Source organism: Arthrobacter sp. NPDC057009 (genome assembly GCF_042673905.1).
In the GTDB taxonomy this organism is placed as follows: domain Bacteria; phylum Actinomycetota; class Actinomycetes; order Actinomycetales; family Micrococcaceae; genus Arthrobacter.
Genome location: NZ_JBHUSB010000001.1, coordinates 485,937 through 509,682, shown reverse-complemented (window position 1 = coordinate 509,682; position 23,746 = coordinate 485,937). Strand labels below are relative to the sequence as shown.

Below are 23,746 nucleotides of genomic sequence, written 5' to 3'. Positions count from 1 at the left end.
TAGGGTAGACGCCATGGGGGAGAAGAAGTACGACGAGCACCTGCAGCGGGTGCTGAACCGCCCCTACTACTACGGGTACTCCATGGCGGGTAAAGCCATCTATGCGTACACGAAGGAAGAATGGGGAATCGGGGCCAGCTCCGGCGGCGGGGATTACAACCTGATCCGCTCCTTCTACTTCAGCATCTTCACCACTGTCCTGGCTGCTGCAGCGTCACTGATCGGGCTGGTTTGTGGAGTATGGGTCCTGTTCAGTCCCTTTCCGGCTATGGCACTGGTCTTCCTGTTCTTCGCCGCACTGTTCGGCTTTGCCGTCATGCAGGGGTTCTTCAATATCAGCGAGGAGTGGCGGGGAAGGAAAGCGCGGAAGCTCAGAGGCCTTCCGAAGCCCTGGTGGGAAGCGGGAGACGACCACGCCTACGAATGGTTCCTGGAGCACCCAGATCCCCGCATCCACATGACCCTGGACTACTTCCCGTACTCGGTGAAGCTCGGCAGCTCATGAGCCGGAAGGACCGTGGGACTTCGGCGGCAGGTGGCCGCGCCGGGATGCTTCACGGACAACCAGCCGGATGTTGGCGAACAGCACCGCCTTCACCGCCGCCATGTCCGGTGTGTGGCCGTGCTTCAGCGCGCTCTCGAGGCTCCCGCAGTAGAACTCAAGCCGCCGCGCCCCGGCCATCCCGGAGCTGACCTTCAGGCTGATGATCGCTTCCAGTGTGGTCTCGATATCGCCGCGGATGAGACCCTTGAAAATCTTGGCCGCCCGCACGGGAAGCATCACGAGATACTCCTCCATGAACTGCAGCGCGACAGCCTCTCCGGCTTCATCCTTGAGGTCCTGCAGCGCATCGTCGTCCAGTACCGGAAGCTCCTGGCCCGTGTCCGGGTCCTCCGCCATGCAGCCACCTCATCCAGTTGTCCACGCCGTTTTGTAATTCTTAACGAAGATGGTCGGGGACACAGCTCAAGAACCCGACACCGTCTTCGCAAGTTCGGATCAAGAGTTGGTTAGCTTTTCGGCGGCTCGTCCATGCCCCGGTAAAGCTGAAGTGATTGTCCGCCGGGCCCGGTGTACATGGGGGGAATGCGTTCCGGGCCCGGCATTCTGAAGCGATGGTTCGCGGCTACCTTCTACTTCAGGGACAGGAACAGTCTGTGGCCGGCACGTTGGAAAACGCCGGAGCTACCTGAGAGTCAGCGTTCGGTTTTTACCCCCGCCTGAGGGATTGGAGGCAGCAGTTCCAAGGTTTCCCCAAGCTTGGACCAGGCGGTCCTGTTCCAGGGACGCGAAAGGCGGCCACCGGCAGGAAGGTTGTCCTGCCCGTGGCCGCCGAACGTGGGAAAGATGCGGGCTACTGGCCGCCGCAGAACCTGCTGTAGGTGCTGCCCGCCTGCTCGTAGCCGGCCTTGAGGTCGGTGAGCTTCGCCTCGTCCGGGGTTTCCTTGGCGGATTCGTCCGTGTATTCCAGGATGGCCTGCAGCGCCGGCCGGAGATCGTCCGAGGACACTGCCTCGATGGGACGGATCTGGTTGGCCAGACGGGTCATGCCGGTCTTGCCCACGGAGTTCGCCGGGTTCGAGACAACGGTCCTGATCCGGTCGCAGGTCTGCTCTGTGGTGAGCTGCGGCGAAGCGCAGGCGGAAGCGGAGAGGACGAAGCCGGCGGCGAGCAGGGCGGTGGTGAGTTTCTTCATGTTTCCCTCAGTAGTTGATGTCAATTGATTGTAAGCAGACGCAAACGGGTAAGGACGGCCGGGTTACGGCTATTGCTAGCAGCCTGCGGACTGCTCATCCGCCAACTGTTCGTCCGATTCGATCCGGCGGAGCATGGAGAGCCGCTCTCCGATGAGCGGCAGGACGGCGGCCAGTTCTTCAGGAACGCCGTCCCGCGTCTCTCCCGTATGGCTGCCGGGGGGCCCCGTTACGATGAGGAACGGGGTGATGTCCCGTTCGCGGAGGACGTCCAGCAGGTCCAGGAAGCGTTGCCAGTCAGCCGCCTTGGCGGCGGACCCTGCAGACGGTGAAGGGATGCCGTCCACTACCCAGGCGGGGAACCTGTCCGCGAGCAGCAGATAGTCCGCCGTCGAGCGGGTTGGGCCGCATAGCTCGGCAAAGCCGGCCCACAGCATGTCCGGATCGGTGCCCATGGCTGCCAACGGGCCGGAGTGCAGGGCCAAGACATCCCGCTGGGACGGGGAGGGCCTGAACAGCCCGCAGGCGCCCAGCTGCCTTTCGGTACCGGGAATGAGGACAAGGCCCTGATGAAAACCGGCCACTAGAGCCAGCCCTTCCGCTTGAAGATGAGATACATGAGGGCAGCCGTGGCGGCCATCAGGAGTATTGACATCGGATAGCCGTAGGCCCAGTGCAGCTCCGGCATATGGTCAAAGTTCATGCCGTACACGCCGGCGACAAACGACGGGGCGAAGAAGATGGCCGCCCAGGAGGAAATCTTCTTCACTTGCTCGTTCTGCTGGGCGCTGGCCTCGTTCTGCCGGTTGGCCGTGAGTGTGCCGTCCAGTGTCAGTGCATTCTGCAGGAGGTCCCGGAAGGAGTCGGCCCGTGAAATTGCCCGCTCCACGTGGTCCTCCACGTCGCGGAGATTGTGCTGCAGTTCGGCGTCGGCGGCGAAGTCATCAAATCCCTCGTTCAGCTGCTGCATCATGCCCGGCAACGGATGGATGGCCCGCTGGAACTGGATGACTTCACGGGCAAGTTCATAGATGCGGCGGGATACCGCCGAATCGCCGGAGAACAGCTGGTCCTCGATTTCGTCGATGTCATTTTCCAGCCCGGCGACCACCGGCGCGTAGTCGTCCACCACCTGGTCCAGCAGCCCGTACAGCACCGCCGGCGGGCCGTGGCGGAGGAGATCCGGCCGGGACTCCAGCCGGCGCCGTACCTGCCCGACGCCGGACATCTCCGCGTGCCGCACAGTCACCACGAAGTTCTTGCCAATGAAAACATGGAGCTCCCCGAATTCCACGGTTTCGGTGTCATCGCGGTACCGGGCGGGCCGGAGAACGGTGAAAAGGTTGCCTCCGTAGCGCTCCAGCTTGGGCCGCTGGTGGGCCGATACAGCGTCTTCAACGGCCAGTTCGTGCAGGCCAAACTCTTCGGCGACGGCGTCCATCTCCGCTTTTGAGGGGCGGTACAGGCCGATCCAGGCCATGCCGCCATGGCTCTCGAGCGTTTCAAACGTCTGTTCCAGGTTTTCGGGCTCCGCCGTGCGGATCCCGTCGACGTAGACGGCGTTATCGATGATGGTCACAGTCTGCAGGTCTTTCCGTCTGTTGAGTCAGGACATGGCGCCGATAATGGCCCCGGCGGCCGTCACCGCTAGGACATCATGGCCGGAATCGATGAGCGTCACTGCGGCAGGACGCCCGGCGAAGCCGTTATGGATGACATGGCCCCCTACCCGGAACACCAGTGCCAGGACAAAAGCAAACCATCCGCCGGCCAGCGCATTGCCGAGCCCGAGCTTGCTGATCAGCACTGCCAGGAGGATGGCCGTCAGGGCAGCGGCCGCCATCATGGGAAGCCAGATTCCGGCGCCGCCCTCAGAGCTCCTGAGGTCCTCTTCAGTCTTGCCCACGGCTTCCATCCAGCGCCTGCCGAGCACGCCGGGCAGGTACCAGACGAAACCGATGGCCATGCTCGCAGCAAAGGCGAGGAACACCGCAAGCCAGTTGATCTGAAAGACGTAAGAGAGCCAATCCATCCTCGAATCCTATTCCGGCTGGCGGGTCGCCTGAGCGGTTGACGGCTGAGCAGCTGGCGGCTGAACAGTGCTCGACTGGACAGTGCTTGCCTGAACGAGGCGGCTGATCAGCGGCTCGGTCCGGTAGGGGATGTGCGTGTGGAGGGCCAGCACGGTCTCGGTCCGGATGACGCCTTTGATCCGCAGGATCGAACGCAGCGCGCCCTGGAGATTGTGCGTGTCTGTCGCCACCACCCGGCACCAGACGTCGCCCCTGCCGGAGATCTCGTGGACCTCTAGGACCTGGGGGATTAGCCGCAAAGCGGCGATCACGCCGTCGAGCTCCCGGTGGGTAACTTCGATGGTCACGAAGGCGACGACGTCGTACCCGACCGACTCAAGGTCGATCTCACGGCCGCCATCATGGAGGATGCCCGAACGCAGCATCCGGCGCACCCTCGACTGGGCCGTGTTCCGCGCGATACCGAGTTTTTCGCTGAGTTCGCCAATCTGCACACGGGGGTCGCGGATCAGTTCGAGCAGGATCTTCAGATCCGTGGGGTCCAATGTGTTCAAAACGTCACTCCGGTTCATGAATCCGGCTAGAGATTGATGGTTTTGCTCAATTTTCACACAGAATGACGCCCTTGCAGGCACTCCTGCCGCATTCTTTAGGTACCAAGATTCACTTCCCGGGAACAGCCCTCATAAGGGGCCGGTTCCCGGGACACGCAGGCAGGGTACGGGCATGACCGTCTTTAGCGAACTTCGAATGCGTCCGGCTACGGCCACCCGCTGGGGCTGGGATGCATCCACCACCTCACGGCTGGCCATGGCCGGCGTCGTCATTTTCACGCTCCTGGTGGGCGCGAACCTGGCGACCCCGCTGTATCCGCTGCTGCAGGTGCGGCTGGGCATCGGTTCGCTGGGCATTACCGTGGCATTCGCAGCCTACGTCCTGGCGCTCGTGGCCACACTCATGCTCGCCGGGCACTGGTCCGACCACATCGGCCGCCGCGCCGCCCTCCTCCTCGCCGTGCTGACGGGGCTTGCGGGCGGTTTGGTCTTTGCGAACGCGGACAGCCTGGCCGGGCTGTGCGGCGGCCGGGCGCTGCAAGGCATTGCCGTCGCCCTCGCCACGGGCGCCAGCTCAGCCGCGCTGCGCGAGCTGCTGCCGGAACGCCCGGAATGGGCATCCCGCTTCACCCTGCTGGCCTCGGCCGGGGGAGTGGCGGCAGGCCCCGCGATCGGAGGGATCCTTTCGCTCCTGCCCGGGTCCACCACAACGCCATACCTCATCCACTCGCTCGTCCTGGCCGCCCTGCTGGTCCCGCTCTACCTGCTGCGCGCCCGCCCCGCCATCAAACCCGCGGACGGACCCCGCCCGATGAAGGCACTGGCGCCCCGCAGGCCCACGGTGTCCAGGGAGGCCCGCGGGGCCTTCTGGCTGGCGGCCGCCGTCGGTTTCCTCAGCTTTGCCGTTTTCGGCTTCTGCCTGTCCCTCGCCCCGGCTTACTTTGCAAATATCCTCGACACCGACTCACGGCCTCTGATCGGGCTCCTCGCCGGGCTCACCCTGGGCGCATCCGCCTTGAGCCAACTGGTCGCGGTCCGGAGCAGGTTCGCCCTGCCGGCCGGGCTGGCCGTGCTGGGCGGCGCGGTCGCGCTCATCGCCGTCGCAGCCGCTGCCGGGAACCCCTGGCTGCTTGCTGCGGCCAGCCTGGCCGCAGGCGCCGGCCAGGGCGTCGCCTTCCGGACTGTCTTCAACGATGTCGCGGGCAAAGTTGAGGCAGCCCGCCATGCCCAGATCATCAGCACGGTGTACGTGATCACCTATCTGGGAAGCGCGGTCCCGGTAATCGGCCTTGGGCTGGCGACGGCGGCCTACGGTCTCGACGCGGCCGTTGCCGGATTTGTGACTGCCTGTGCCGCTGCGGCCGGGTTGCTGGCTGTGATCACCTGCCGCCACAGCTTGCGCCGGTAACAGCGCAGTTGCAACGACGTGGTTGCAAAGGATCGGTTGCAAAGGATCCATTGCAAAGAACTGATTGCAAAAAAACCATTGCAAAGAAATCTTTGCAAGCGTAATCTTGCGGTATGGCCACCAAGCCGACCACCCAAGCCCCTGACGGACAGGAACTGCCGTTCCCCGTCCGCAAAATGGACCCCGCCTCACTGAAGGCCCTGGCGCACCCCCTGCGCGTCCAGATCCTGGAAATGCTGTCCCGCTATGGGGCCCAGACGGCATGCAGCCTGGGGGACCTGCTGGGCGAGTCCAGCGGCTCCACAAGCTACCATCTGAGACAGCTGGCCAAGCATGACTTCGTCCGGGAAGTCGAGGGCAAAGGCACCGCTCGGGAGCGGTGGTGGGAGCGGCCGCGCGGCGCGATCGAGGTATCGTCACCTGAACTTGCCAGTTCTCCAGCCACCCAGGAAGCATCCCGGCTGGTCAATCGTGAGTTCGAGCACCGGCGGCAGGCTGTCCTTGCCGATTTCATGGCACACGGAGCGGACACCCTGGACCGCGACTGGCTGGAAGCCGCGACAGTGAGCACCTCCAATGTGCGGATGAACGCGGAGCAACTGGGCGCGTACACGCGGGCAATGGAGGCCTACTCCTACCGGCTGCTGGAGGAGATCCGGGGTGAGGGCGAGCAGGAGGGTGCCCGGCCGGTGCAGGTCCACTTCAACGCCTTCCCCATCCTCGGCGTCCCCGCGTCAGCGGGCAGCGGCGGCCCGCGCCGGACCCAGAACACCGCCCAGGCGGAATCCGCCACCCCAAAACAATCAAAGAGCCCCGAATCAACGAGTTCCGAGAGGACAGAGCCATGAGTGCTCTATCGGTCAACCAGTCCGTCCCCGGCTACCGCCGTGCATCCCTGCTGGAGGCCGTGGCCGTCCACGTCGGCGCCGGCCTGGTGGAATGGGCCGAGCGGCGCCGGGCGGTTCCGGAGGAAACTGTCCGGCAGCAGCGGGACGCCGCGCGGCGCCGGGATGAACTGAACCTTCTCCGCGGCGACGTCCTCGGCGCAGCCCACTCCGGCCTGCTGCTTTCCCGCCGCTAGTCAGCCCGCCCGTTAGGCAGCTCCGCCTTTAGCCAGCTCCGCCCTTAGCCAGCGGCAGGCCGGTTGTCCGGGGCTGAACGTCCCGGTCAGTCCTGGTCGGGGAGTGGCCCGTGGTTGCCGGGCATGTGTTCGAACACGAGGGTCGTTTCGGTGTGGCCCACCACGGGATCGGTGGCCAGGTTGTCCAGGACCCAGTCCCGAAGGTCCTCGGTGGTGGCCACGGCGATGTGCAGCAGATAGTCCACCGAGCCCGACGTGTGGAAGGTTGACAGCACGGCGGGCAGCTTGGGAACCCGGGACGTGAAGCGGTCGATCTGTTCCCGGTCATGGGCCCGGAGCCGGACGGCGATGAGGGCCTGCACCGACCTGCCAATCGCGGAAAGGCTCAGTTTCGCCTCAAACCCCTGGATAATGCCCCGGTCCGAGAGGGCGCGGGTGCGCATGAGGGCGGTGGAGGGGGCGATGCCCACCAGTTCGGCCAGCTGCTTGTTGGAGATCCGCGCATCGTCCACGAGGGCGGCCAGCAGTCGCTCGTCGATGGCGTCGAGGGGCTCATGGCCCGCCGCGGGGCGAATGTTCTTCGCGTTGCTGCTCACGGATCCTCCTGAAGTGTCCTCCGTTCATCTTAGCTGTGCGAAAAGTTGCCAAGACGTTCACAGCCGGGGGCAGCTTTCGAACATCTGCCGGATTTCCAGCCGGTCCGGCGGTGAATTATTCAGGGAGGCTGCAGGCCTGCCTGTTCCTGCTGGCGCTGCCGCCGCGGGGGCGAGGCGGAGGGATGTACGACGGCGGTGATCACCGCCGTCGTACATCCCAGGATGATGACGGCGGCCGCCAGCGCCGGCCAGCCCAGGGACTGGAACAGCAGTCCTCCCGCCCAGCCCAGAATGCTGGAACCCAGGTAGTACGCCAGGTTGTACAGCGATGCCGCCTGTGCCCGGCCTGATTGGGCGATGGCGCCTGTCCAGCCTGCGCCGATGCTGTGGGCCGCGAAGAAGCCACCGGTGAAGATGATGAGGCCGACAAGTATCAGCACCAGTATCTGGGTGAGGGTGAGGGCCAGGCCTGCCGCCATCACGGCGATGCCCGCCAGCAGCACGGTGCGCCGGCCGAAGCGCTGCGTCAGGGCTCCCGCCCAGCGTGACGTTACGGTGCCCGACAGGTAGGCCAGGAAGATGAGGCTGATGAGCGTGGCTGGCAGGCTGAACGGTTCGCCGGAGAGCCGGAACCCCAGGTAGTTGTAGACGGCCACAAAGCCGCCCATCAGCAGGAAGGCCTGCACGTAGAGTGCCAGCAGCCTCGGGTTGGCCAGATGGCCGGAGAGGGTCCTGGCCGCGCCGCGGAAGCCAATGCCCCGGGATGGGCTGAAGCCGCGGGCCTTCGGGATGAGGACCAGAAACAGCACGGCCGCCACGGTGGCCAGGACGGAGACGGACAGTGCCGCGGCGCGCCATCCCCACAACTCGCCAGCCGGTCCGGCGACCAGCCTGCCGGCCAGCCCGCCCAGCGTGGTGCCGGCGACGTAGCTGCCGGCGGCCACGGCGGCGTGCGCCCTGTCGATCTCCTCGTTGAGGTAGGCGATGGCGATGGCAGGGATTCCGCCCAGGGCCATGCCCTCCAGCATCCGGAGGCCCAGCAAGACGGGGAAGGATGTGGCCAGGGGCACCAGCAGCCCCAGCGCCGTGGCCAGGCAGATTCCCCAGGTCATGGCCTTCACCCTGCCGATCCGGTCTGCCAGGAAGGACCAGGGGATGACGGTGACGGCGAGGCCAACGGTGGCCAGCGAGATGGTCAGCGCGGCCTCCGCAGCAGTCACCTGAAGCTCGGCGGCCATGACCGGAAGCACGGCCTGCGTGGAGTAGAGCTGCGCGAAGGTGGCCACTCCGGCGAACGCCAGGCCGGCCAGAATCCTGCCGTAAGCCTGTGAGCCCTTCGGGTGCCCGTTCCACCCGGCACCGGCGCCGGTTTCAACACCGGTGCCCGTTCCAGCGGGCGATCCGCATTGGCTCGGCTGGCGTCCGCGGACGTGCTGCTGGGGCGTTGGCATGCCTTCAGCGTAGATCTATGCTGATTTAGTATCCAATGCATGATTCTAGAGATATTCATGCTCAAACGGATTGATTGACGGAGGAAACCATGGACATCGAGCACCGGCAGCTGGTCCAGCTGTTGCCCATCCTGCCGCTGCTGGCCGAGCTGGGGCGGACACAGCACATCACCGAAACCGCCGAGCTGCTGGGGGTTCCGCAGTCGACGGTCAGCCGCGCGCTGGCACGGGCCAGCGCCGTGGTGGGGACCGATCTGCTGGTGCGGGACGGCAGGGGAGTCCGGCTCACCCCTGCTGCCACGACGCTGCTCCCCTATGTGGAGTCCGCGCTCGCCGAGTTCCGCGCCGGCCTCGACCTTGTCCGGCACGAATCCGAGGTGGTGCGCGGGCGGATCGCCGTCACCTTTCAGCACACCTTTGGCGAGGCGACGCTGCCGCTGCTCATCAGCGCATTCCGGAGCCGCTATCCGCAGACGCAGTTCGAGCTCAGCCAGGGCTCCCGCGACAGCTGCCTGGCGGAACTCTCCTCCGGTGTAGCCGATCTCGCCCTGACGGCACCTGTGGCATCCGCCAGCAGGACTATCGGCTCCGCCGCACTGTACCGGGAACCGCTCCGGCTGGTGGTGCACCACCGGCACCCCCTGGCGGGCCGGGAGTCAGTGGCTGTGGCCGACATCCGGAGAGACCCGTTTGTTGCGCTCGGCTCCGGCTACGGGCTGCGCTCGCTGACGGATGCGCTGTTCCGCGAGGCCGGCTTTCGGCCGCGGATAGCCTTCGAAAGCCAGGACTCGCACACCGCCCGCGGCCTGGTTTCCGCCGGTCTGGGCGTCAGCATCCTCCCGCCGGAGACCGGCAGCAGCCCGGGCCGGGACGTCACGGCAGACACCGGCGACCTGGGTTGGGTCGAAGTCGCGCTGGAATCGGATCTGGCGTACCGCGAGATCGGCGTGGCCTGGCGGGAGCGCCGCAGCGCACGGGACAGCGAACCGGACGCCGTGCGCCTCTTCCGGGAACTGGTCGTGCAGGAAGGGCCGGGGCTGCTGGCGGGACTGGTCCGGGCCCGCGCCGGCAGCTAACAGGTTGAGCCTAAGAGTAGGTCAGGCTCAACATCAGTGCCTTCAGTTGGGCATACTGTTCCGTTCCCATCCAGGCCTTGGCTGCCGCCCGGTCCGGGAATGCCGGTTCGCCGAAGATGGTCCGGGTCTGCGCCCCGCCGTTTCCCATAATCAGCAACGAACAGCCCGATGCGACGCCCTCACCCTCCTGCAGGAACCGGGGATTGCTGACTTCCAAGCCGTAGTAGTCCGTTCCACCGGTGCTTTCCACGTCGAAGGCGAAGTGCGGCGTGGTGCCGTCGGTTTCGCGCAGTCCGGAGACGGGCGCCCGGTCAAGGACCGTGCGTGTCACGGGGCCCGCTGTGCAGCCGATTCCGTTGGCACCGCTTGAAATGCTGGCCAGGTCGTCGCCGGTGGCGTCGGAGACGATCGCCTCCAAGGGCTGCCACGGGGGCCCGTCGCTGCCCGGCCCCCGCTGGGTTCTGATGGACCAGCCGGCCGGGTAGGAAAAGGAGATGTGCCCGTCGGGGAAGGTGAAGGACTTCAGCGGGGCCTGCGTGGGCTCCGGTGGAACAGCGGATACCGGCGGCACGGCAGAAGGCGTGGCCGGGTCACTCTTGACTGGGGACGCCGGCGTTTCGGCAGCAGGAGTAGCCGTGCCGGACGGGGGAGGGGCCGTGGCTGAGAACGCCGGTTCCGACGCCGGGCTGGAAGCTGCGCTGGGAGACGGGCTTTCAGTGCTTGCCGAGGGCTGGATTCCGCAGGCCGAGAAGGAAAGGCTGATGGCAAGGCCGGCCACGGTGGCAGCAAATGGTCGGAAGCGGTTGGAACACATTTTTTCTTTATCCCCCTGTGATTGGCGCATAAGTGCGTCTGTACCGTGAGCGTACTGAATTCGGATCAAGGTTTTTGGGGATAGTTGATCTCAGTTTGACGTCGATTGACGGGCTCCCGCCCGGCGGCGGCAGCTGTTCCGCTGGCCTAACCCAAGAGCGCACCGATCGCATCAGTCACAGGCCCCGTCCGGGCCGAGCGCCAGCCCTTGCCGGCCCAGAGGTTGAGCCGCTCCCGGTCTCCGGCTGCGGCCGCGGCCGCGCGAATAGGGGCGGTCAGATGGTGGATGGCGGGGTAGCCCTCCGGGGCGTCCCCGTGGTCGCGGACGAACTCGTTGACGAGGGCCCGCGCGTAGCGGCCGGTGAAGGCGCGGGTGGGCACGGTGTCCGTGAAGCGCTCATCGCCCAGGGCCTCCTTGTGCAGTTGCCGGGCGCCGCTTTCGTCAGTCCGCAGCAGCGCCGTTCCCACCTGGGCGGCAACCGCACCGGCATCGATGACCGCCCTGACGGTGGCGGCATCGGAGACGGCGCCTGCCGCGATTAGCGGCAGGTCGACGGCGGCCCTTACCTCCCGGATCAGGTCGGCAGTCGACGCCGGCATGCCGCCCTGTTTCGCGGCGGGCAGGAAGGCACCCGAGTGGGCGCCGGCACTGCTGTGCTGGACGACGAGGCCGTCGACCCCGCGCTCGGCTGCCAGCTCGGCCTCGGCACGGCTGGTGACCGTGGCCAGGACGGCCGATCCGGCCTTCCGGAGCGCCTGGACAACAGGGGAATCGGGCAGGCCGAACGCGAAGCTGACCAGTTCAACGGGATCCTGCAGCAGGACGTCGATCTTCGCCTGCCAGGCATCGTCGTCGTCGAGCACCAGCGGCGGCAGCGTCACGTCGTAGCGGGCCGCGTCCTGGCCGAGGCTGCTCCGGTACTTCTCCAGCCTGGCCACGGCGTCGGGGGACGGGTTCAGCTGCGCGGGGTCGGGCACAAAGACGTTGACGCCGAACCGGATGCCGGCGTCGCGGCAGGAGCGGATCTCAGCACTCACCGCGCCCGCGCTCTTGTAGCCGGCTGCGAGGAAGCCCAGTCCTCCGGCGCGGTGGACTGCCGTGACGAAGCCCGGCGTCGACGTCCCGCCCGCCATGGGTGCTGCAATGATGCGGGTATCAATCTCGGCGAGGGGCATGGCCGGCTCCTTGGGGCTAATCAGTAATCTGTTCTGGTGACTAACTCTGACAACCTATCCGGTGCGGCCCCTGCCGCGTCCAATGCCGGTGCGTCCACCCCGGCCGCGCCCTCTGCTGCCCCGTCCGGTTCCGGTCCGGCCGGCGCCGGTGGCCCCGCCGACGCCGTCATTGGCCTCGACATCGGCGGCACCAAGACGCGGGGCGTCCGCTTCGAACGCGGGGAACCGGTGGCTGACGAGAGCGTGGGAAGCGCCAACGTCCAGAACGTCAGCCGTGAGGAAGCCGCCGCGCATCTGGCTGAGCTATTCGCCAGGATTGGCCAGGGACCGGTGTCGCAGGTCTACGCCGGCGCCGGCGGGATCGACACGGAGGCGGACGCCGCCGCCCTGGCGGCCCTCATCGAGCCGCACGTCCACGGCGCCAGGATCACCGTGGTTCACGACTCCCGGCTCCTGCTCGCTGCCGGCGGCGCCAGCACCGGCGTCGCCGTCATTGCGGGCACCGGTTCGGCGGCCTGGGGCACGAACGGCCGGGGCGGCGAGGCGCGGGCCGGCGGCTGGGGCTACCTTCTCGGCGATGAAGGCAGCGGCTACTGGCTGGGCCGGGAAGCAGTGCGGCACAGCCTGCGGCGCATGAACCAGGGACAGGAGCCGGATGAGCTGACCCGCGCGCTGCTAAATTCCTGCCACACCGACGACCCCAACAAGCTGATCGCGCTGTTCCACTCCCCGGATACCGGGCGCCGCTTCTGGGCGCAGCAGGCACGGCTGGTGGTGGAGGCCGCCGACGCCGGTCACGGGGTCAGCCGCGAGCTGATCGACCAGGCTGGCAAGGACCTGGCGGACATGGCCGCGCAGGTTCTCCGGCAGCTGGGGCTGGACGGGCCGGTCATTCTGGGCAGCGGCCTGGGCATGAACGTTGCCCGGCTCCAGGAGTCGTTCCGGAAGCACCTGGCCGCTGCAGGAGTTAGCGATGTGCGGATCCTGGAGCGGGACCCCGTTTTCGGCGTCCCGCAGCTGGTCCGGGAGCAGGCCCAAGACCGGGCCTGACTTCCGGGGCTTAACGCCGGGCTCCAGACTCGTCACAATCCCACTTTCGGGCGGGCACCAGCACCCGGATGGCGCCGGGCTACGCTGGAGCCATGACCGTTCTCTTCGACACCCGGCCCGCAGCCTACGCGGTGATCATCCGCGACGGCGCCATCCTCCTGGCCTATTGGAAGCAGGACGGCAAGGAAGGCTGGACGCTGCCCGGCGGCGGTCTCGACCTGGCCGAACATCCCGTGGACGGCTGCATCCGTGAGGTCTTTGAGGAGACCGGCTACCACGCCGAGGTCGGCGCGATGCTGGGGATCGACGTCGGGCACTGGCCTGCGGGCTCGCGGCTGGCGGGGGCGGACCGCGACTTCCAGGCACTCCGCCTGGTGTACGAGGCGAGGGTGACCGGCGGGGAACTCACCCACGAAACCAACGGAACCACCACGCATGCCGCGTGGATACCGCTGAACGACGTCGACTCGCTCAACAGGGTGTCCCTGGTCGACGCCGCGCTGCGGCTTTTTCGGGAACGGCCGGTCAACGGCAAGCTGGACTGAATTTCCGGACTCAATAGCCCCGGCTCCCTAGCCAGCGGGCGCCGGGGTGGCTATTCTGGGGGAGTCCGCGGGCATTCTGTCCGGCGGCGGCCAGTCTGGCATGACCTGTCTGGCATGTACTTCGCGCGGGAGGTGGACCTGATGACTGCAGAATTTGTGTGCGCTCTGCGCCCTGTCGAAATCACCTTCATTACTCCTGCCCCCGCGCCCGCCTCCTAGCCAGCACAAAGCGCAAAAGCTGTTGCCGGCCGGCGCTTCGGGGCCAACCCGAGGTTCACAGTGAAAACTTCTTCCGGCACTTGTGCCAGCCAGCTTCAAAACCAAAACCCTTCAACACAACCTGACCCAATGCCCGGCCCCGTCCCATACGGTTTCAGGGAGGCTGCGGCCCGGCACTTCGCTGCCCATCCGGCCGACGGCGGCGAGGCTGCCGCCCGCGTCGTCCGGGTGGACCGCAACCGGATTGTCGCGGCCACCGCCGACGGACTGGTGCACCTGCCGTACCCGGCCGGTACGGTGCCTGCCACCGGCGACTGGGTCTGGCTCGGCCGCAACCGCGCGGCGGAACCGGCCGTCGTCGGGGTGCTTCCGCGCACGTCCGAACTGAGCCGCAAGCGTGCCTTCGACCCGTCCACCGAGGCGCAGGTCCTCGCGGCCAACATCGACATGGTGGGTGTGGTTGTTCCCGTGGACCGCCCGCTGAGCCACAACAGGCTGGAACGGACGCTCGTGGCCGTCTGGGATTCCGGTGCCACGCCGCTGGTGATCATTACGAAGGCGGACCTGGCGGACCTCGCCGATGACGTCGTCGGGAAGGTCATCCTGCAGGCAGCGGGCGTGGACGTCGTGACCACCTCGGCCGAGCAGGGGGACGGCATCGACGAACTGCTCTCCCGGGTGCAGCCGGGGCGGACGATGGCCCTGCTCGGACCCTCCGGCGCCGGGAAGTCCACCCTCATCAATGCACTCGTGGGGCACCACGTCCAGTCGACAGGCGACGTGCGAGCCGCCGACGGCAGGGGGCGGCACACCACCACTTCGCGGGAACTGGTGCCGCTGCCCAATGGTGCCGTGCTGATGGACACTCCGGGCGTCCGTGGGTTCGGGCTGTTCGACGCCGAGGACGGGATGGAGGAGATGTTCGGGGACCTGCAGATGCTCTTCGAACAGTGCCGCTTCTCCGACTGCGCCCACGACAGGGAACCCGGGTGCGCGGTCCGTGCGGCGCTCGACGACGGCTCCCTGGAGGAAAGGCGCTGGGCCAGCTACCTCAAGCTGCAGCGCGAGCTCGCCGCCCTGGAGCGGCGCCACGACGCGGCCGCACGCCGGGCATACCAGCGGGAATGGCACCAGAAGGTGGTGGTGGCCGGACGGAGCCAGCGGGCAGCCGAACGCTACCGGCGTTCCTGAGCCGGACGTCTAAAACTCCTCCCTGCCGAAGGCGTTTGTCTCCGAATGATTACGGTGCGTGCGCCTGCGGACGTTTGCTGCGGGCACTGGTTACGCTGTGTCAAGACGTTGCTTTACAGCCAAAAAACAGCGTGCATATGATCAATTCGCTTTACCGTCCGATGTTGCCGCCAACAGTTAGGTAAGCCGGGTATGGCCGAAGCCATGATTGAGTTCCAGAGCGTCACCAAGCAGTACCAGAGTGGCCAACCGGCGGTGGACCAACTGAGCATGACCATTGACCGCGGCTCCATCACGGTGTTCGTCGGACCATCAGGCTGCGGCAAGACGACTTCCCTGCGCATGATCAACCGGATGGTGGAGCCCACCTCCGGGACCATCACCGTGGGCGGACGTGATGTTACGTCGGTACCGGCAGCCGAGCTCAGGCGCTCCATGGGTTACGTCATGCAGTCGTCCGGCCTGATGCCGCACCGGTCCGTGGTGGACAACATCGCCACCGTGCCCCGGCTAAACGGCGTTTCGAAGGCTGATGCCCGCAGGCGCGCGGAAGAACTGCTCGACGTCGTGGGGCTGGCTCCGTCGCTGGGCAAGCGCTACCCGTCGCAGCTTTCGGGCGGCCAGCAGCAGCGCGTCGGCGTTGCCCGGGCGCTCGCAGCCGATCCGCCGGTCCTGCTGATGGACGAGCCCTTCAGCGCCGTAGATCCCGTGGTCCGCGACGAACTGCAGCAGGAACTCCTGCGCCTGCAGCGCGACCTCGCCAAAACCATCGTCTTTGTCACCCACGACATCGACGAGGCCACAGTGCTGGGGGACAAGGTGGCGGTCTTCGCTGTCGGCGGCAAGCTGGCGCAGTACACCACGCCGGAGGAGATCCTCCGGGCGCCGGCCAACGACTTTGTGGCTTCCTTCGTGGGCCGGGACCGCGGGTTCCGGCACCTCGCCTTCACCACGGCCGACGGCGTGGCGGTCCATCCCGTGGAAACCGTCACCCTCGGCGGGGAGGCCAGTCCCAGTGCGGACGGCTGGCGCCTCGTGGTGGACGAACAGCGGCGCCCGCTGGGCTGGGAAGGCCCCGGCCCGGACGCCCAGCTCGTGCCCGGCGGCTCCCTGTTCCGGCCGGGCGACACCCTCCGGCGCGCCCTGGACGCAGCACTGTCCTCGCCCTCGGGGCTCGGGGTAGCGGTCGACGGCGACGGCAAGGTTGCCGGCGTCGTCAGGGGGGCGGAGGTACTCTCCGTCATCGAGTCCGCGCGCCGGACGCGGCAGGGCGCATTCTGATGGAATGGTTCCTGGCCAACAGCTCCATGGTCTTCGAACGGGCCGGCCAGCACCTGGTCCTGGCCCTGGTCCCGATGGTCCTGGGCCTGCTGATCTCCGTTCCGCTGGCCCAGTTGTCGCGGCGGCACAGCGCACTCCGGCATTTCGTGACCACGGTGAGTTCCCTGCTCTACACCATTCCCTCGCTGGCGCTGTTCATCATCCTGCCGCCGCTGCTGGGAACCCGGATCCTGGACCCGCTGAACGTCATTGTCGCGCTGACCATCTACGCAGTGGCACTGCTCGTGCGGGCGGCCATGGATGCCTTCGACTCCGTGGACGATGACCTCCGGCAGGCAGCCGTCGCCATGGGATACAAACCGGCCGCACGGTTCCTGCAGATCGACCTGCCCCTGTCCCTGCCCGTGATGTTCGCCGGCCTGCGTGTGGTGTCGGTGAGCAACATTTCGCTCGTGAGCGTGGCTGCCCTGCTGGGTGTCGGAAACCTGGGAATGCTGTTCACGGACGGGCTGCAGCGGAACTTCGTCACCGAAGTGGTGGTGGGGATTGTTGCCATCCTGCTGCTGGCCCTGGTGATGGACGCGCTGCTCGTGGTCCTGGAACGGGTCCTCACGCCGTGGACCCGGGCCGGGGCCGTACGGACCGACGCGCAGGCAAAGACCGGCGCCGAATTCATTGCCGATGCCAAAGTGCACGCGGGGGCCGGCTCGTGAACCTCTTCACCCAAACCTTCGCGTGGCTCGCCGATCCCGCTCACTGGTCCGGACCGGGCGGGATTCTCGCCCGGCTGCTCGAACACCTGCAGTACAGCGGACTGGTCCTGATCATCGCCGCCGCCATTGCGGTCCCCGTGGGCCTCTACATCGGGCATACGGGCAGGGGGCGCGTGGTGGCGGTGGCCGTAGCCGGCGCGCTTCGCGCACTGCCCACCCTCGGACTGCTGGTGCTGTTCGCCCTGATCGCCGGGAGCGGCCTGATGCCGCCGGTGTGGGCGCTGGTCATCCTGACGGTGCCGCCGCTGCTGGCCGGCACGTACGCCGGCATTTCCAGCGTGGACCGCAACGTGGTGGACGCCGCCCGCGCCATGGGCATGAAAGAGCTGCAGGTCCTGTTCGGCGTGGAAGTACCGAACGGGCTGCTGGTGATGTTCGGGGGCGTGCGCACCGCGGTGCTGCAGGTGATCGCCACCGTGTCGGTGGTGGCCTACCTTCCCCTGGGCGGCCTGGGACGCTACCTGTTCGACGGGCTGGTGCTCCAGGATTTCCCCCGGATGCTGGCGGGTTCGCTGCTTATCGCGGCGCTGGCGATCGTCGTCGACCTTGTTCTGGCGGCCGTGCAGCGGCTGGTCGTTTCACCCGGACTTTCCACACGTTCCAAAGGTGGCCGCAGGGCCGCCACCGATCTCTCGGCTGCCGCGCCCGCGGCGGCCGCTGTTCAAGGAGGCACCGCATGAAGTATCCCGTCCGCACGACTCTTACCCGCCGTGGCCTGGGCGGCCTCGCCGCCGGTGTCGGCGTCGCCCTGGCGCTTTCCGCGTGCGGCGGGGGCGGGGACCCCCTGTCGGGACCGACCACCAGCGCGGGAACCGCGGCAGCGGGCGGTTCCCTGATCGTCGGCTCTGCCGACTTCCCGGAAAGCCAGATTATCGCCGAGATCTACGCCGGCGCCCTGAACGCGGCCGGCGTCACTGCCACTACCAAGCCAAACATCGGCTCCCGCGAAATCTACTTCAAGGCCGTGCAGGACGGATCGGTGGACGTGGTTCCGGACTATTCCGGCAACCTTCTCTCGCACGTGGATGCGGAGGCTGCCGAGGTCACGCCGGAAGACATCTACAAGGCGCTTCCGGGCAAGCTGCCGCAGGGACTCGCCGTGCTGGAGCCGTCCAAAGCGGAGAACAAGGACGCCATGGTGGTCACCAAGGCCACCGCCGAAAAGCACCAACTCAAGTCCATCGAGGACCTTGCCAAGGTCTGCAAGGACCTGACCTTGGGGGCACCGGCCACCTTTGAAACCCGTCCCTACGGGTTCCCGGGGCTCAAGAAGAACTACGGCTGCGAACTCAAGGGGCTGAAACCCTTCAGCGACGGCGGCGGCAACCTGACCCTGCAGGCGCTCCTGAGCGACGAGGTTCAGGTGGCCGACATCTACACCACGACGCCGTCCATCGCGGACAACGACCTCGTGGTGCTGGAGGACCCGAAGAACAACTTCAAGGCCCAGCAGGTCCTGCCGCTCTACAACGACGCCAAGGTGACCGACAAGGCCAAGGAAGCGCTCAACAACGTGTCCAGGACCCTCACCACGGAGGACCTGATCAACCTCAACCGTGCGGTCAGCGGAAGCCAGAAGCAGAACGCCAAGGACGCGGCCACGGCGTGGCTGAAGGACAAGGGCATCGTCAAGTAGCCCCGGGCGAACCCGACTCACTCGCAGTTGTTGCCGTTTTGAACCCCCAAAACGGCAACAACTGCGAGCTACTTGGAGGTGGGCGACCTCAATCGTCAACCGCGTGTGAGGCACGTCTCCCCGAAGTACATCCCGCTTGTGGCATATTTGATGGATGGCAGAATTCAAGCAGTCCACCAAGCTTCATAATGTCCTGTACGACATCCGTGGACCGATTCTTCAGGCCGCCCAGCAGATGGAGGCAGAGGGCCACCGGATCCTCAAACTGAACATCGGCAACCCCGCACCCTTCGGTTTTGAAGCGCCGGACGCGATCCTGGTGGACATGATCCGTCACCTGCCCAACGCCCAGGGCTACAGCGATTCCCGCGGCATCTTCTCGGCCCGCACCGCCGTCTCGCAGTACTACCAGACCCGCGGCATCCAGAGCATCCACGTGGACGACATCTACCTGGGCAACGGCGTCAGCGAGCTCATCACCATGTCGCTGATGGCCCTGCTCGAAGAGGGCGACGAGATCCTGATCCCCACCCCGGACTATCCGCTGTGGACCGCGTCGGTGGCGCTGGCCGGCGGCCGTCCCACCCACTACCTCTGCGACGAGGAGTCCGGCTGGCAGCCTGACCTGGAAGACCTCGAAGCCAAGATCACGCCCCGCACCAAGGGGATCGTGGTCATCAACCCGAACAACCCCACCGGCGCCGTGTACCCGGAAGACACACTGCGGAAGATCGTGGCCCTGGCGGAAAAGCACGGCCTGGTGATCTTCGCCGACGAGATCTACGAGAAGATCCTTTATGACGACGCCGTTCATGTGAACCTGGCGGGGCTCACCGGCGACGACGTGCTGTGCCTGACCTTCAGCGGGCTGTCCAAGGCCTACCGCGTCTGCGGTTACCGGGCGGGGTGGATGGCCATCTCCGGGCCCAAGAAGGAAGCCGCGGACTACCTTGAAGGCATCAACCTGCTGGCCAACATGCGGCTCTGCGCCAACGTCCCGGCCCAGCACGCCATCCAGACTGCCCTGGGCGGATACCAAAGCATCAACGACCTCATCCTGCCCGGCGGGCGCCTGCTGGAGCAGCGGAACAAGGCGTACGACATGCTCAACGCCATCCCCGGCGTCAGCACCCAGCAGGCGCGGGGAGCCCTTTACCTGTTTCCCAAGCTGGACCCTGAGGTCTACAGCATCCGGGACGACGAAAAGTTCGTGCTGGACCTGCTCAAGGAACAGAAGATCCTCGTTTCCCACGGCCGTGCGTTCAACTGGGTACGGCCAGACCACTTCCGGATGGTCACCCTGCCGAACGTCAAGGACATCGAGGAAGCAATTGGCCGGATGGGAGACTTCCTCAGCAGGTATCAGGGGAATTAGCCTTTACCCACAGACAACAGTGGAAAGAGGTCCCCATGGTCAGCGTTGCGGAATTCACGAAGTTCCCCTCCGAATCCCTGAAAGTCGGCAAGGGATTCAAGCTGGCGGATGTGGACCCGAATGCCACTCCCGGTTACCCCGGAAACAAGGCCGACGGCGAAACGCTCCTTGAGGAGCTCGATGACAAACTCGCGGATCTTCAGGAGAAGCTGTTTGCCGAGTCCAAGTTCGGCGGCACCAAGCGTGTCCTGCTGATCCTGCAGGGAATGGACACGGCCGGCAAAGGCGGAATCGTGAAGCACGTCCTGGGTGCGATGGACCCGCAGGGCGTGCAGTTCAAGTCCTTCAAGGCCCCCACGCCTGAAGAAAAGGCCTACGACTTTCTGTGGCGCATCGAAAAGGAGGTCCCGGCCGCCGGCATGCTGGGGGTTTTTGACCGGTCCCACTACGAGGATGTCCTGATCCACAGGGTTCACCGCTGGGCAGACCCGAAGGAACTGGAGCGCCGCTACCGGTCGATCAACGAGTTTGAGGCCAGGCAGGCTGCCGTGGGCACGAAGATCATTAAGGTGATGCTGCACATCAGCAACGAGGAGCAGAAGGAACGGCTGCTGGCCCGGCTGGACAATCCCGCGAAGCACTGGAAGTACAACACCGGGGACCTGAAGCAGCGGGCTTTCTGGGACGACTACATGGAGGCGTACCAGGCGGTATTCGACGAAACCAACACCGACCACGCACCCTGGTACGTCGTGCCCGCCAGCAAGAAGTGGTATGCCCGCATCGCCGTCCAGCAGCTGCTGCTGGAGGGTCTCGGTGAGCTTGAACTGGAATGGCCCAAGGCCGAGTTCGATGTGGAAGCCGAGCGCCGCCTCGTCGAGCGGTCCTGAGACCGGGCGGCCCTGGGCCCGCCGTCCTGAGGTCGAACGGTCGAGCCGGGCTTAGTCCCTGGCTAAGTTCGCCTGGCGCTCAGCCGTCTTTGCGGGCTGCCGCAAGCCGCTTCCTGGCGCCTTCCAGCCATTCCTCGCAGCGCCGCGCCAAAGCCTCGCCCCGCTCCCACAAGGCCAGGGAGTCCTCGAGGCTGGTCCCGCCGGCCTCCAGCTTGGAGACCACGGCCACCAGCTGTTCCCGTGCTTCCTCGTAGCTGAGGGCATCGATGTCCGGAGGGAGCGCGGGGCCGGGCTGAGGTGCGCTGTCCGGGTGATCTGTGCTGTTCGCGTCTGTCATTCTTCCTGGCCTGTCATGTTCGTAAAGGGGTCAAATTGGTGCCGGCGTACTGCAGGCGCTTATTACGGCGTCCCGGTGGATTCCGCCCCAAACCGCCCGCCGGCCACCCGCACGGAGAGCGCGGTGCCCGCCGGGGCCTGGGACGGCTGGCGGACGACTGCCCCGGCGGACCCGGGCAGCTGTACGACGGCATAACCGCGGTCGAGGGTTTGTTGCGGTGACAATGCCCGGACCTGTGCCTGGAGGTGGACCAACTGGTCGGAAGCCCTGGTCACCGCAGCACCGATGGCCGCGGTGGAGCGCCGGGCCAGCCGTTCCACGTCTTCCGCGCGCGCCGTGATCATGCTCTCCGGAGCCGCGAGGACCGGACGGGACCGGATCGCCGCCAGGCGGTCCGTTTCACGGGCCACCAGCAGCGTGACGGAGCGGCGGAGCTGGGCTTCGGCCTGCCGCACCCGGGCAAGTTCTTCCGAGACTTCCGGCACGATCCTTTTGGCAGCGTCCGTGGGCGTGGAGGCCCGGAGGTCGGCGACGTCGTCCAGGATGGGCCGGTCCGCCTCGTGTCCGATCGCGCTGACCACAGGAGTCACCGCGGCAGCCACCGCGCGGATGAGTTCCTCGCTGCTGAAAGGCAACAGGTCCTCGAGCGCGCCGCCGCCCCGGGCGATCACGATCACGTCGACCTCGGGACGGGCATCAAGTTCTCGCAATGCCTTGACCATTTGCGATACGGCGGTGTTGCCCTGCACCGCGACTTCGCGGATCTCGAACTCAACTGCCGGCCAGCGCAGGGCCGCGTTGCGCAGCACGTCCTTCTTGGCGTCGGAATCGCGGCCCGTGATGAGCCCGATCCGGTGGGGGAGGAGCGGCAGGCGCTTTTTCCGTGACTCGGCAAACAGTCCTTCCGCGGCCAGGGCGTGGCGCAGCCGCTCTATCCGGGCGAGGAGATCGCCGAGCCCCACAGGGCGGATGTCCTTCACGGACATGTTCAGGCGCCCGGTCTTGAGCCAGAACTCGGCCTTGAGCAGTGCCACCACGCGGCTGCCGCGCTCAAGCGGCGTCTCCTGCCGGTCGAGCAGCTTGGACCAGATCGACGCCGGCAGGGAGATCTCGGCGTCCACGTCCCGGAGCGTGAGGAACGCGCTGCCTCCGCGCCGGTTCAGTTCAATGACCTGCCCTTCAACCCAGGCTGCCGGCGCACGCTCGATGTGGGTCTTGAGCTTCTGGGAGAGCAACTGCAGCGGCCACGGGTTGTCCGGGCTTGTGTCGGCGGCGGTGGCCGGCACTGTGCTGGCTCGGGGCGCAGAGGCGGTGCCGGGTACAGGGACGGTGGCGTTTTCAGCCATGTGCAGCCCCGGTGGCGGCAGATGCCAGGTGCATGGTCGCGGTCCTTTGCCTGTGGATGGTGCGCGGTGGGATACGTGCTGTGGGACAGATACTGCGGGATAGATAGCGGGCGGTGGGTTAATCAACTCTATCCATAGCTGTACCACCGGCCGCTGACATTGTTGGCAGCGGCAGCTTGGTTGGTATCCCGGCAATTCACATCGCCGGCAGTATTGATCGCCACACATTTTTGATAGCACCGGGGCGCGCCTAGGATGGCAGTGTCCTGCCGACCAGCCAGGCACCCGACCAGCCGAGAAACCCGACCAGCTAGGAAGCCCTTGCGTTCATTTCTTGCGGCCTTGGCCGTCATCCTTGGTCTCCTCCTTTCCGCTGCCGCCGTGCCGGCCATCTGGGTGGACCGCAACATTGTGCATGAGAATGGCTTCGTTGCCCTGGCGGCACCGCTGGGGAAGGACCCGGACTTCCAGAAGCGCCTGGCGACGGCCGCCGTCAACAGCATTGATGCCGGCGGGACCGTCCCTCCGCAGGTGGCCGGACTGGTCCGGCCGGTGCTGGAATCGGCGGCGACCTCACTGACAGGACTGCCCGAGTACCCGGCCGCCTGGGAAGAAACGCTGCGGAAGAGCCACCGCCTGAACTTCACCGATCCGGCGTCGCTTCCGCCCGAAGCGGATTCCAGTACCTCGCTGACCCTGGACGTCGCACCACTTGTCGCGCTCGCAGCCAAGCAGGTTTCCCGCCAGGTGGGTGTTCCGCTGGAGGCTCCGGGCCAGACTCTGGTGAACATCGGCCAGGCGAACCAGCGCCAACTGGTTGAACAGGTCACCGCCTACTCGCCGCTCGGATACAGCCTGGCCGTCGGCGCCGGAGTGGCCTTCCTTTTGGCCCTCGTGGCAGCCCGGCGGCGGTGGAAGGTCCTGGCCGGCATAGGGGTGGGTGCACTGGTGGTTGCCGGCTTGTGGGCGCTGGTATCCCGCTGGGCCGCCGACCTTGTCATCGCCACGGCCAGCGGCAACGAAATGGCAGACCTCTTTAAGCGGGAGTTCGTCGCTGCTTCGGCTGCCGGGTTTGCGTCCTGGACGCTGGCGACGGCGATCGCGGGTGGCGTCCTGGTGGCGGCAGGCGTGCTGATCAGGGTGGTCGGAGGTCCGGCCCGCAGGCGGTGAACTGCGGGCAGACAAAGGGCCAGCCCGGGGGCCCGCCGCCCAGCCGGTAG

At 66.5% G+C, this 23,746-nt stretch carries 28 protein-coding genes; 16 read left to right on the top strand and 12 right to left on the bottom strand.

Annotated elements, in window-relative coordinates:
• The first annotated feature begins 13 nt into the window (after positions 1–13).
• The gene (locus tag ACFTR6_RS02365; RefSeq protein WP_377956732.1) at positions 14–505 is read left to right on the top strand and encodes a hypothetical protein; all 492 of its coding nucleotides are present in this window, start codon (positions 14–16) and stop codon (positions 503–505) included.
• Here the strand turns inward: ACFTR6_RS02365 and ACFTR6_RS02360 are convergent.
• From ACFTR6_RS02360 to ACFTR6_RS02335, 6 genes are all read right to left on the bottom strand, one after another.
• Positions 500–901 carry an Hpt domain-containing protein gene (locus tag ACFTR6_RS02360; RefSeq protein WP_377956731.1) on the bottom strand — a complete coding sequence of 134 codons (402 nt, stop codon included), beginning with the start codon at positions 899–901 and terminating at the stop codon, positions 500–502. The genes ACFTR6_RS02365 and ACFTR6_RS02360 overlap by 6 nt on opposite strands.
• A gap of 454 nt (positions 902–1,355) precedes the next feature.
• Complete coding sequence (locus ACFTR6_RS02355; protein WP_076801412.1) at positions 1,356–1,697, bottom strand: hypothetical protein; 342 nt, start codon at positions 1,695–1,697, stop codon at positions 1,356–1,358.
• A 75-nt stretch (positions 1,698–1,772) separates the two neighbouring features.
• Entirely contained in the window at positions 1,773–2,279 is a 507-nt protein-coding gene (gene zapE, locus ACFTR6_RS02350) for an AFG1/ZapE family ATPase (protein ID WP_377956729.1), read from the bottom strand.
• Complete coding sequence (corA, locus tag ACFTR6_RS02345) at positions 2,279–3,274, bottom strand: magnesium/cobalt transporter CorA (RefSeq protein WP_076801417.1); 996 nt, start codon at positions 3,272–3,274, stop codon at positions 2,279–2,281. Before corA ends, zapE begins: the two co-directional genes overlap by 1 nt.
• Positions 3,275–3,301: 27 nt before the next feature.
• Positions 3,302–3,727: a DUF1761 domain-containing protein gene (locus ACFTR6_RS02340; RefSeq protein WP_377956728.1), complete on the bottom strand. Its 426-nt coding sequence runs from the start codon at positions 3,725–3,727 to the stop codon at positions 3,302–3,304.
• A 9-nt stretch (positions 3,728–3,736) separates the two neighbouring features.
• Positions 3,737–4,282 carry an Lrp/AsnC family transcriptional regulator gene (locus ACFTR6_RS02335; RefSeq protein ID WP_377956727.1) on the bottom strand — a complete coding sequence of 182 codons (546 nt, stop codon included), beginning with the start codon at positions 4,280–4,282 and terminating at the stop codon, positions 3,737–3,739.
• A gap of 172 nt (positions 4,283–4,454) precedes the next feature.
• On the opposite strand from ACFTR6_RS02335, the gene ACFTR6_RS02330 reads away from it, so the two are divergent.
• The 3 genes from ACFTR6_RS02330 to ACFTR6_RS02320 all read left to right on the top strand — a co-directional run bounded on the left by ACFTR6_RS02330 (position 4,455) and on the right by ACFTR6_RS02320 (position 6,771).
• Positions 4,455–5,690 carry an MFS transporter gene (locus ACFTR6_RS02330; protein WP_377956726.1) on the top strand — a complete coding sequence of 412 codons (1,236 nt, stop codon included), beginning with the start codon at positions 4,455–4,457 and terminating at the stop codon, positions 5,688–5,690.
• A gap of 113 nt (positions 5,691–5,803) precedes the next feature.
• Positions 5,804–6,538: an ArsR/SmtB family transcription factor gene (locus ACFTR6_RS02325; protein WP_377956725.1), complete on the top strand. Its 735-nt coding sequence runs from the start codon at positions 5,804–5,806 to the stop codon at positions 6,536–6,538.
• Positions 6,535–6,771, top strand: coding sequence for a 2-nitropropane dioxygenase (locus ACFTR6_RS02320; RefSeq protein ID WP_377956724.1), 237 nt, complete (start codon positions 6,535–6,537; stop codon positions 6,769–6,771). The genes ACFTR6_RS02325 and ACFTR6_RS02320 overlap by 4 nt, the downstream gene beginning before the upstream one ends.
• A gap of 86 nt (positions 6,772–6,857) precedes the next feature.
• On the opposite strand, the gene ACFTR6_RS02315 is transcribed toward ACFTR6_RS02320, so the two are convergent.
• Both ACFTR6_RS02315 and ACFTR6_RS02310 read right to left on the bottom strand, forming a co-directional pair.
• Positions 6,858–7,367: an Lrp/AsnC family transcriptional regulator gene (locus ACFTR6_RS02315; protein WP_076801434.1), complete on the bottom strand. Its 510-nt coding sequence runs from the start codon at positions 7,365–7,367 to the stop codon at positions 6,858–6,860.
• A 119-nt stretch (positions 7,368–7,486) separates the two neighbouring features.
• The gene (locus ACFTR6_RS02310; RefSeq protein WP_377956723.1) at positions 7,487–8,818 is read right to left on the bottom strand and encodes an MFS transporter; all 1,332 of its coding nucleotides are present in this window, start codon (positions 8,816–8,818) and stop codon (positions 7,487–7,489) included.
• A gap of 89 nt (positions 8,819–8,907) precedes the next feature.
• Here ACFTR6_RS02310 and ACFTR6_RS02305 point away from each other — a divergent pair, with 89 nt between their 5' ends.
• Positions 8,908–9,894 carry a LysR substrate-binding domain-containing protein gene (locus tag ACFTR6_RS02305; protein ID WP_377956722.1) on the top strand — a complete coding sequence of 329 codons (987 nt, stop codon included), beginning with the start codon at positions 8,908–8,910 and terminating at the stop codon, positions 9,892–9,894.
• Positions 9,895–9,904: 10 nt separating this feature from the next.
• Here ACFTR6_RS02305 and ACFTR6_RS02300 read toward each other — a convergent pair whose 3' ends face one another.
• Complete coding sequence (locus ACFTR6_RS02300; RefSeq protein ID WP_377956721.1) at positions 9,905–10,465, bottom strand: hypothetical protein; 561 nt, start codon at positions 10,463–10,465, stop codon at positions 9,905–9,907.
• A gap of 85 nt (positions 10,466–10,550) precedes the next feature.
• On the opposite strand from ACFTR6_RS02300, the gene ACFTR6_RS02295 reads away from it, so the two are divergent.
• Entirely contained in the window at positions 10,551–10,757 is a 207-nt protein-coding gene (locus ACFTR6_RS02295) for a hypothetical protein (protein WP_377956720.1), read from the top strand.
• A gap of 97 nt (positions 10,758–10,854) precedes the next feature.
• Here the strand turns inward: ACFTR6_RS02295 and ACFTR6_RS02290 are convergent, their stop codons facing one another.
• Positions 10,855–11,883, bottom strand: a complete 1,029-nt coding sequence (locus ACFTR6_RS02290) for an NAD(P)H-dependent flavin oxidoreductase (RefSeq protein ID WP_377956719.1) — start codon at positions 11,881–11,883, stop codon at positions 10,855–10,857.
• A gap of 36 nt (positions 11,884–11,919) precedes the next feature.
• Between ACFTR6_RS02290 and ACFTR6_RS02285 the strand changes: the two genes are divergently transcribed.
• From ACFTR6_RS02285 to ACFTR6_RS02245, 9 genes are all read left to right on the top strand, one after another.
• Complete coding sequence (locus tag ACFTR6_RS02285) at positions 11,920–12,933, top strand: N-acetylglucosamine kinase (protein ID WP_377956718.1); 1,014 nt, start codon at positions 11,920–11,922, stop codon at positions 12,931–12,933.
• Positions 12,934–13,025: 92 nt separating this feature from the next.
• The gene (locus ACFTR6_RS02280) at positions 13,026–13,478 is read left to right on the top strand and encodes an NUDIX hydrolase (protein WP_377956717.1); all 453 of its coding nucleotides are present in this window, start codon (positions 13,026–13,028) and stop codon (positions 13,476–13,478) included.
• Positions 13,479–13,826: 348 nt separating this feature from the next.
• Complete coding sequence (gene rsgA / locus ACFTR6_RS02275; RefSeq protein ID WP_377956716.1) at positions 13,827–14,888, top strand: ribosome small subunit-dependent GTPase A; 1,062 nt, start codon at positions 13,827–13,829, stop codon at positions 14,886–14,888.
• A gap of 192 nt (positions 14,889–15,080) precedes the next feature.
• Entirely contained in the window at positions 15,081–16,169 is a 1,089-nt protein-coding gene (locus tag ACFTR6_RS02270; protein WP_377956715.1) for an ABC transporter ATP-binding protein, read from the top strand.
• Entirely contained in the window at positions 16,169–16,882 is a 714-nt protein-coding gene (locus ACFTR6_RS02265; RefSeq protein WP_377956714.1) for an ABC transporter permease, read from the top strand. Before ACFTR6_RS02270 ends, ACFTR6_RS02265 begins: the two co-directional genes overlap by 1 nt.
• Positions 16,879–17,622 carry an ABC transporter permease gene (locus tag ACFTR6_RS02260; protein WP_377956713.1) on the top strand — a complete coding sequence of 248 codons (744 nt, stop codon included), beginning with the start codon at positions 16,879–16,881 and terminating at the stop codon, positions 17,620–17,622. The genes ACFTR6_RS02265 and ACFTR6_RS02260 overlap by 4 nt, the downstream gene beginning before the upstream one ends.
• A complete protein-coding gene (locus ACFTR6_RS02255; RefSeq protein WP_076801465.1) occupies positions 17,619–18,578 on the top strand; it encodes an ABC transporter substrate-binding protein in 960 nt (319 codons plus the stop codon). The genes ACFTR6_RS02260 and ACFTR6_RS02255 overlap by 4 nt, the downstream gene beginning before the upstream one ends.
• Before the next feature lie 154 nt (positions 18,579–18,732).
• The gene (locus ACFTR6_RS02250) at positions 18,733–19,953 is read left to right on the top strand and encodes a pyridoxal phosphate-dependent aminotransferase (protein WP_076801468.1); all 1,221 of its coding nucleotides are present in this window, start codon (positions 18,733–18,735) and stop codon (positions 19,951–19,953) included.
• Positions 19,954–19,988: 35 nt separating this feature from the next.
• The gene (locus tag ACFTR6_RS02245) at positions 19,989–20,843 is read left to right on the top strand and encodes a PPK2 family polyphosphate kinase (protein WP_377956712.1); all 855 of its coding nucleotides are present in this window, start codon (positions 19,989–19,991) and stop codon (positions 20,841–20,843) included.
• A gap of 79 nt (positions 20,844–20,922) precedes the next feature.
• Here the strand turns inward: ACFTR6_RS02245 and ACFTR6_RS02240 are convergent, their stop codons facing one another.
• Positions 20,923–21,180 (bottom strand): exodeoxyribonuclease VII small subunit, encoded by a 258-nt coding sequence (locus ACFTR6_RS02240; RefSeq protein ID WP_236782991.1) that lies wholly within the window; start codon positions 21,178–21,180, stop codon positions 20,923–20,925.
• 62 nt (positions 21,181–21,242) lie between these two features.
• Complete coding sequence (gene xseA, locus ACFTR6_RS02235; protein WP_377956711.1) at positions 21,243–22,526, bottom strand: exodeoxyribonuclease VII large subunit; 1,284 nt, start codon at positions 22,524–22,526, stop codon at positions 21,243–21,245.
• A gap of 321 nt (positions 22,527–22,847) precedes the next feature.
• Between xseA and ACFTR6_RS02230 the strand changes: the two genes are divergently transcribed.
• Positions 22,848–23,696 (top strand): hypothetical protein, encoded by an 849-nt coding sequence (locus ACFTR6_RS02230; RefSeq protein ID WP_377956710.1) that lies wholly within the window; start codon positions 22,848–22,850, stop codon positions 23,694–23,696.
• The last annotated feature ends 50 nt before the right edge of the window (positions 23,697–23,746 follow it).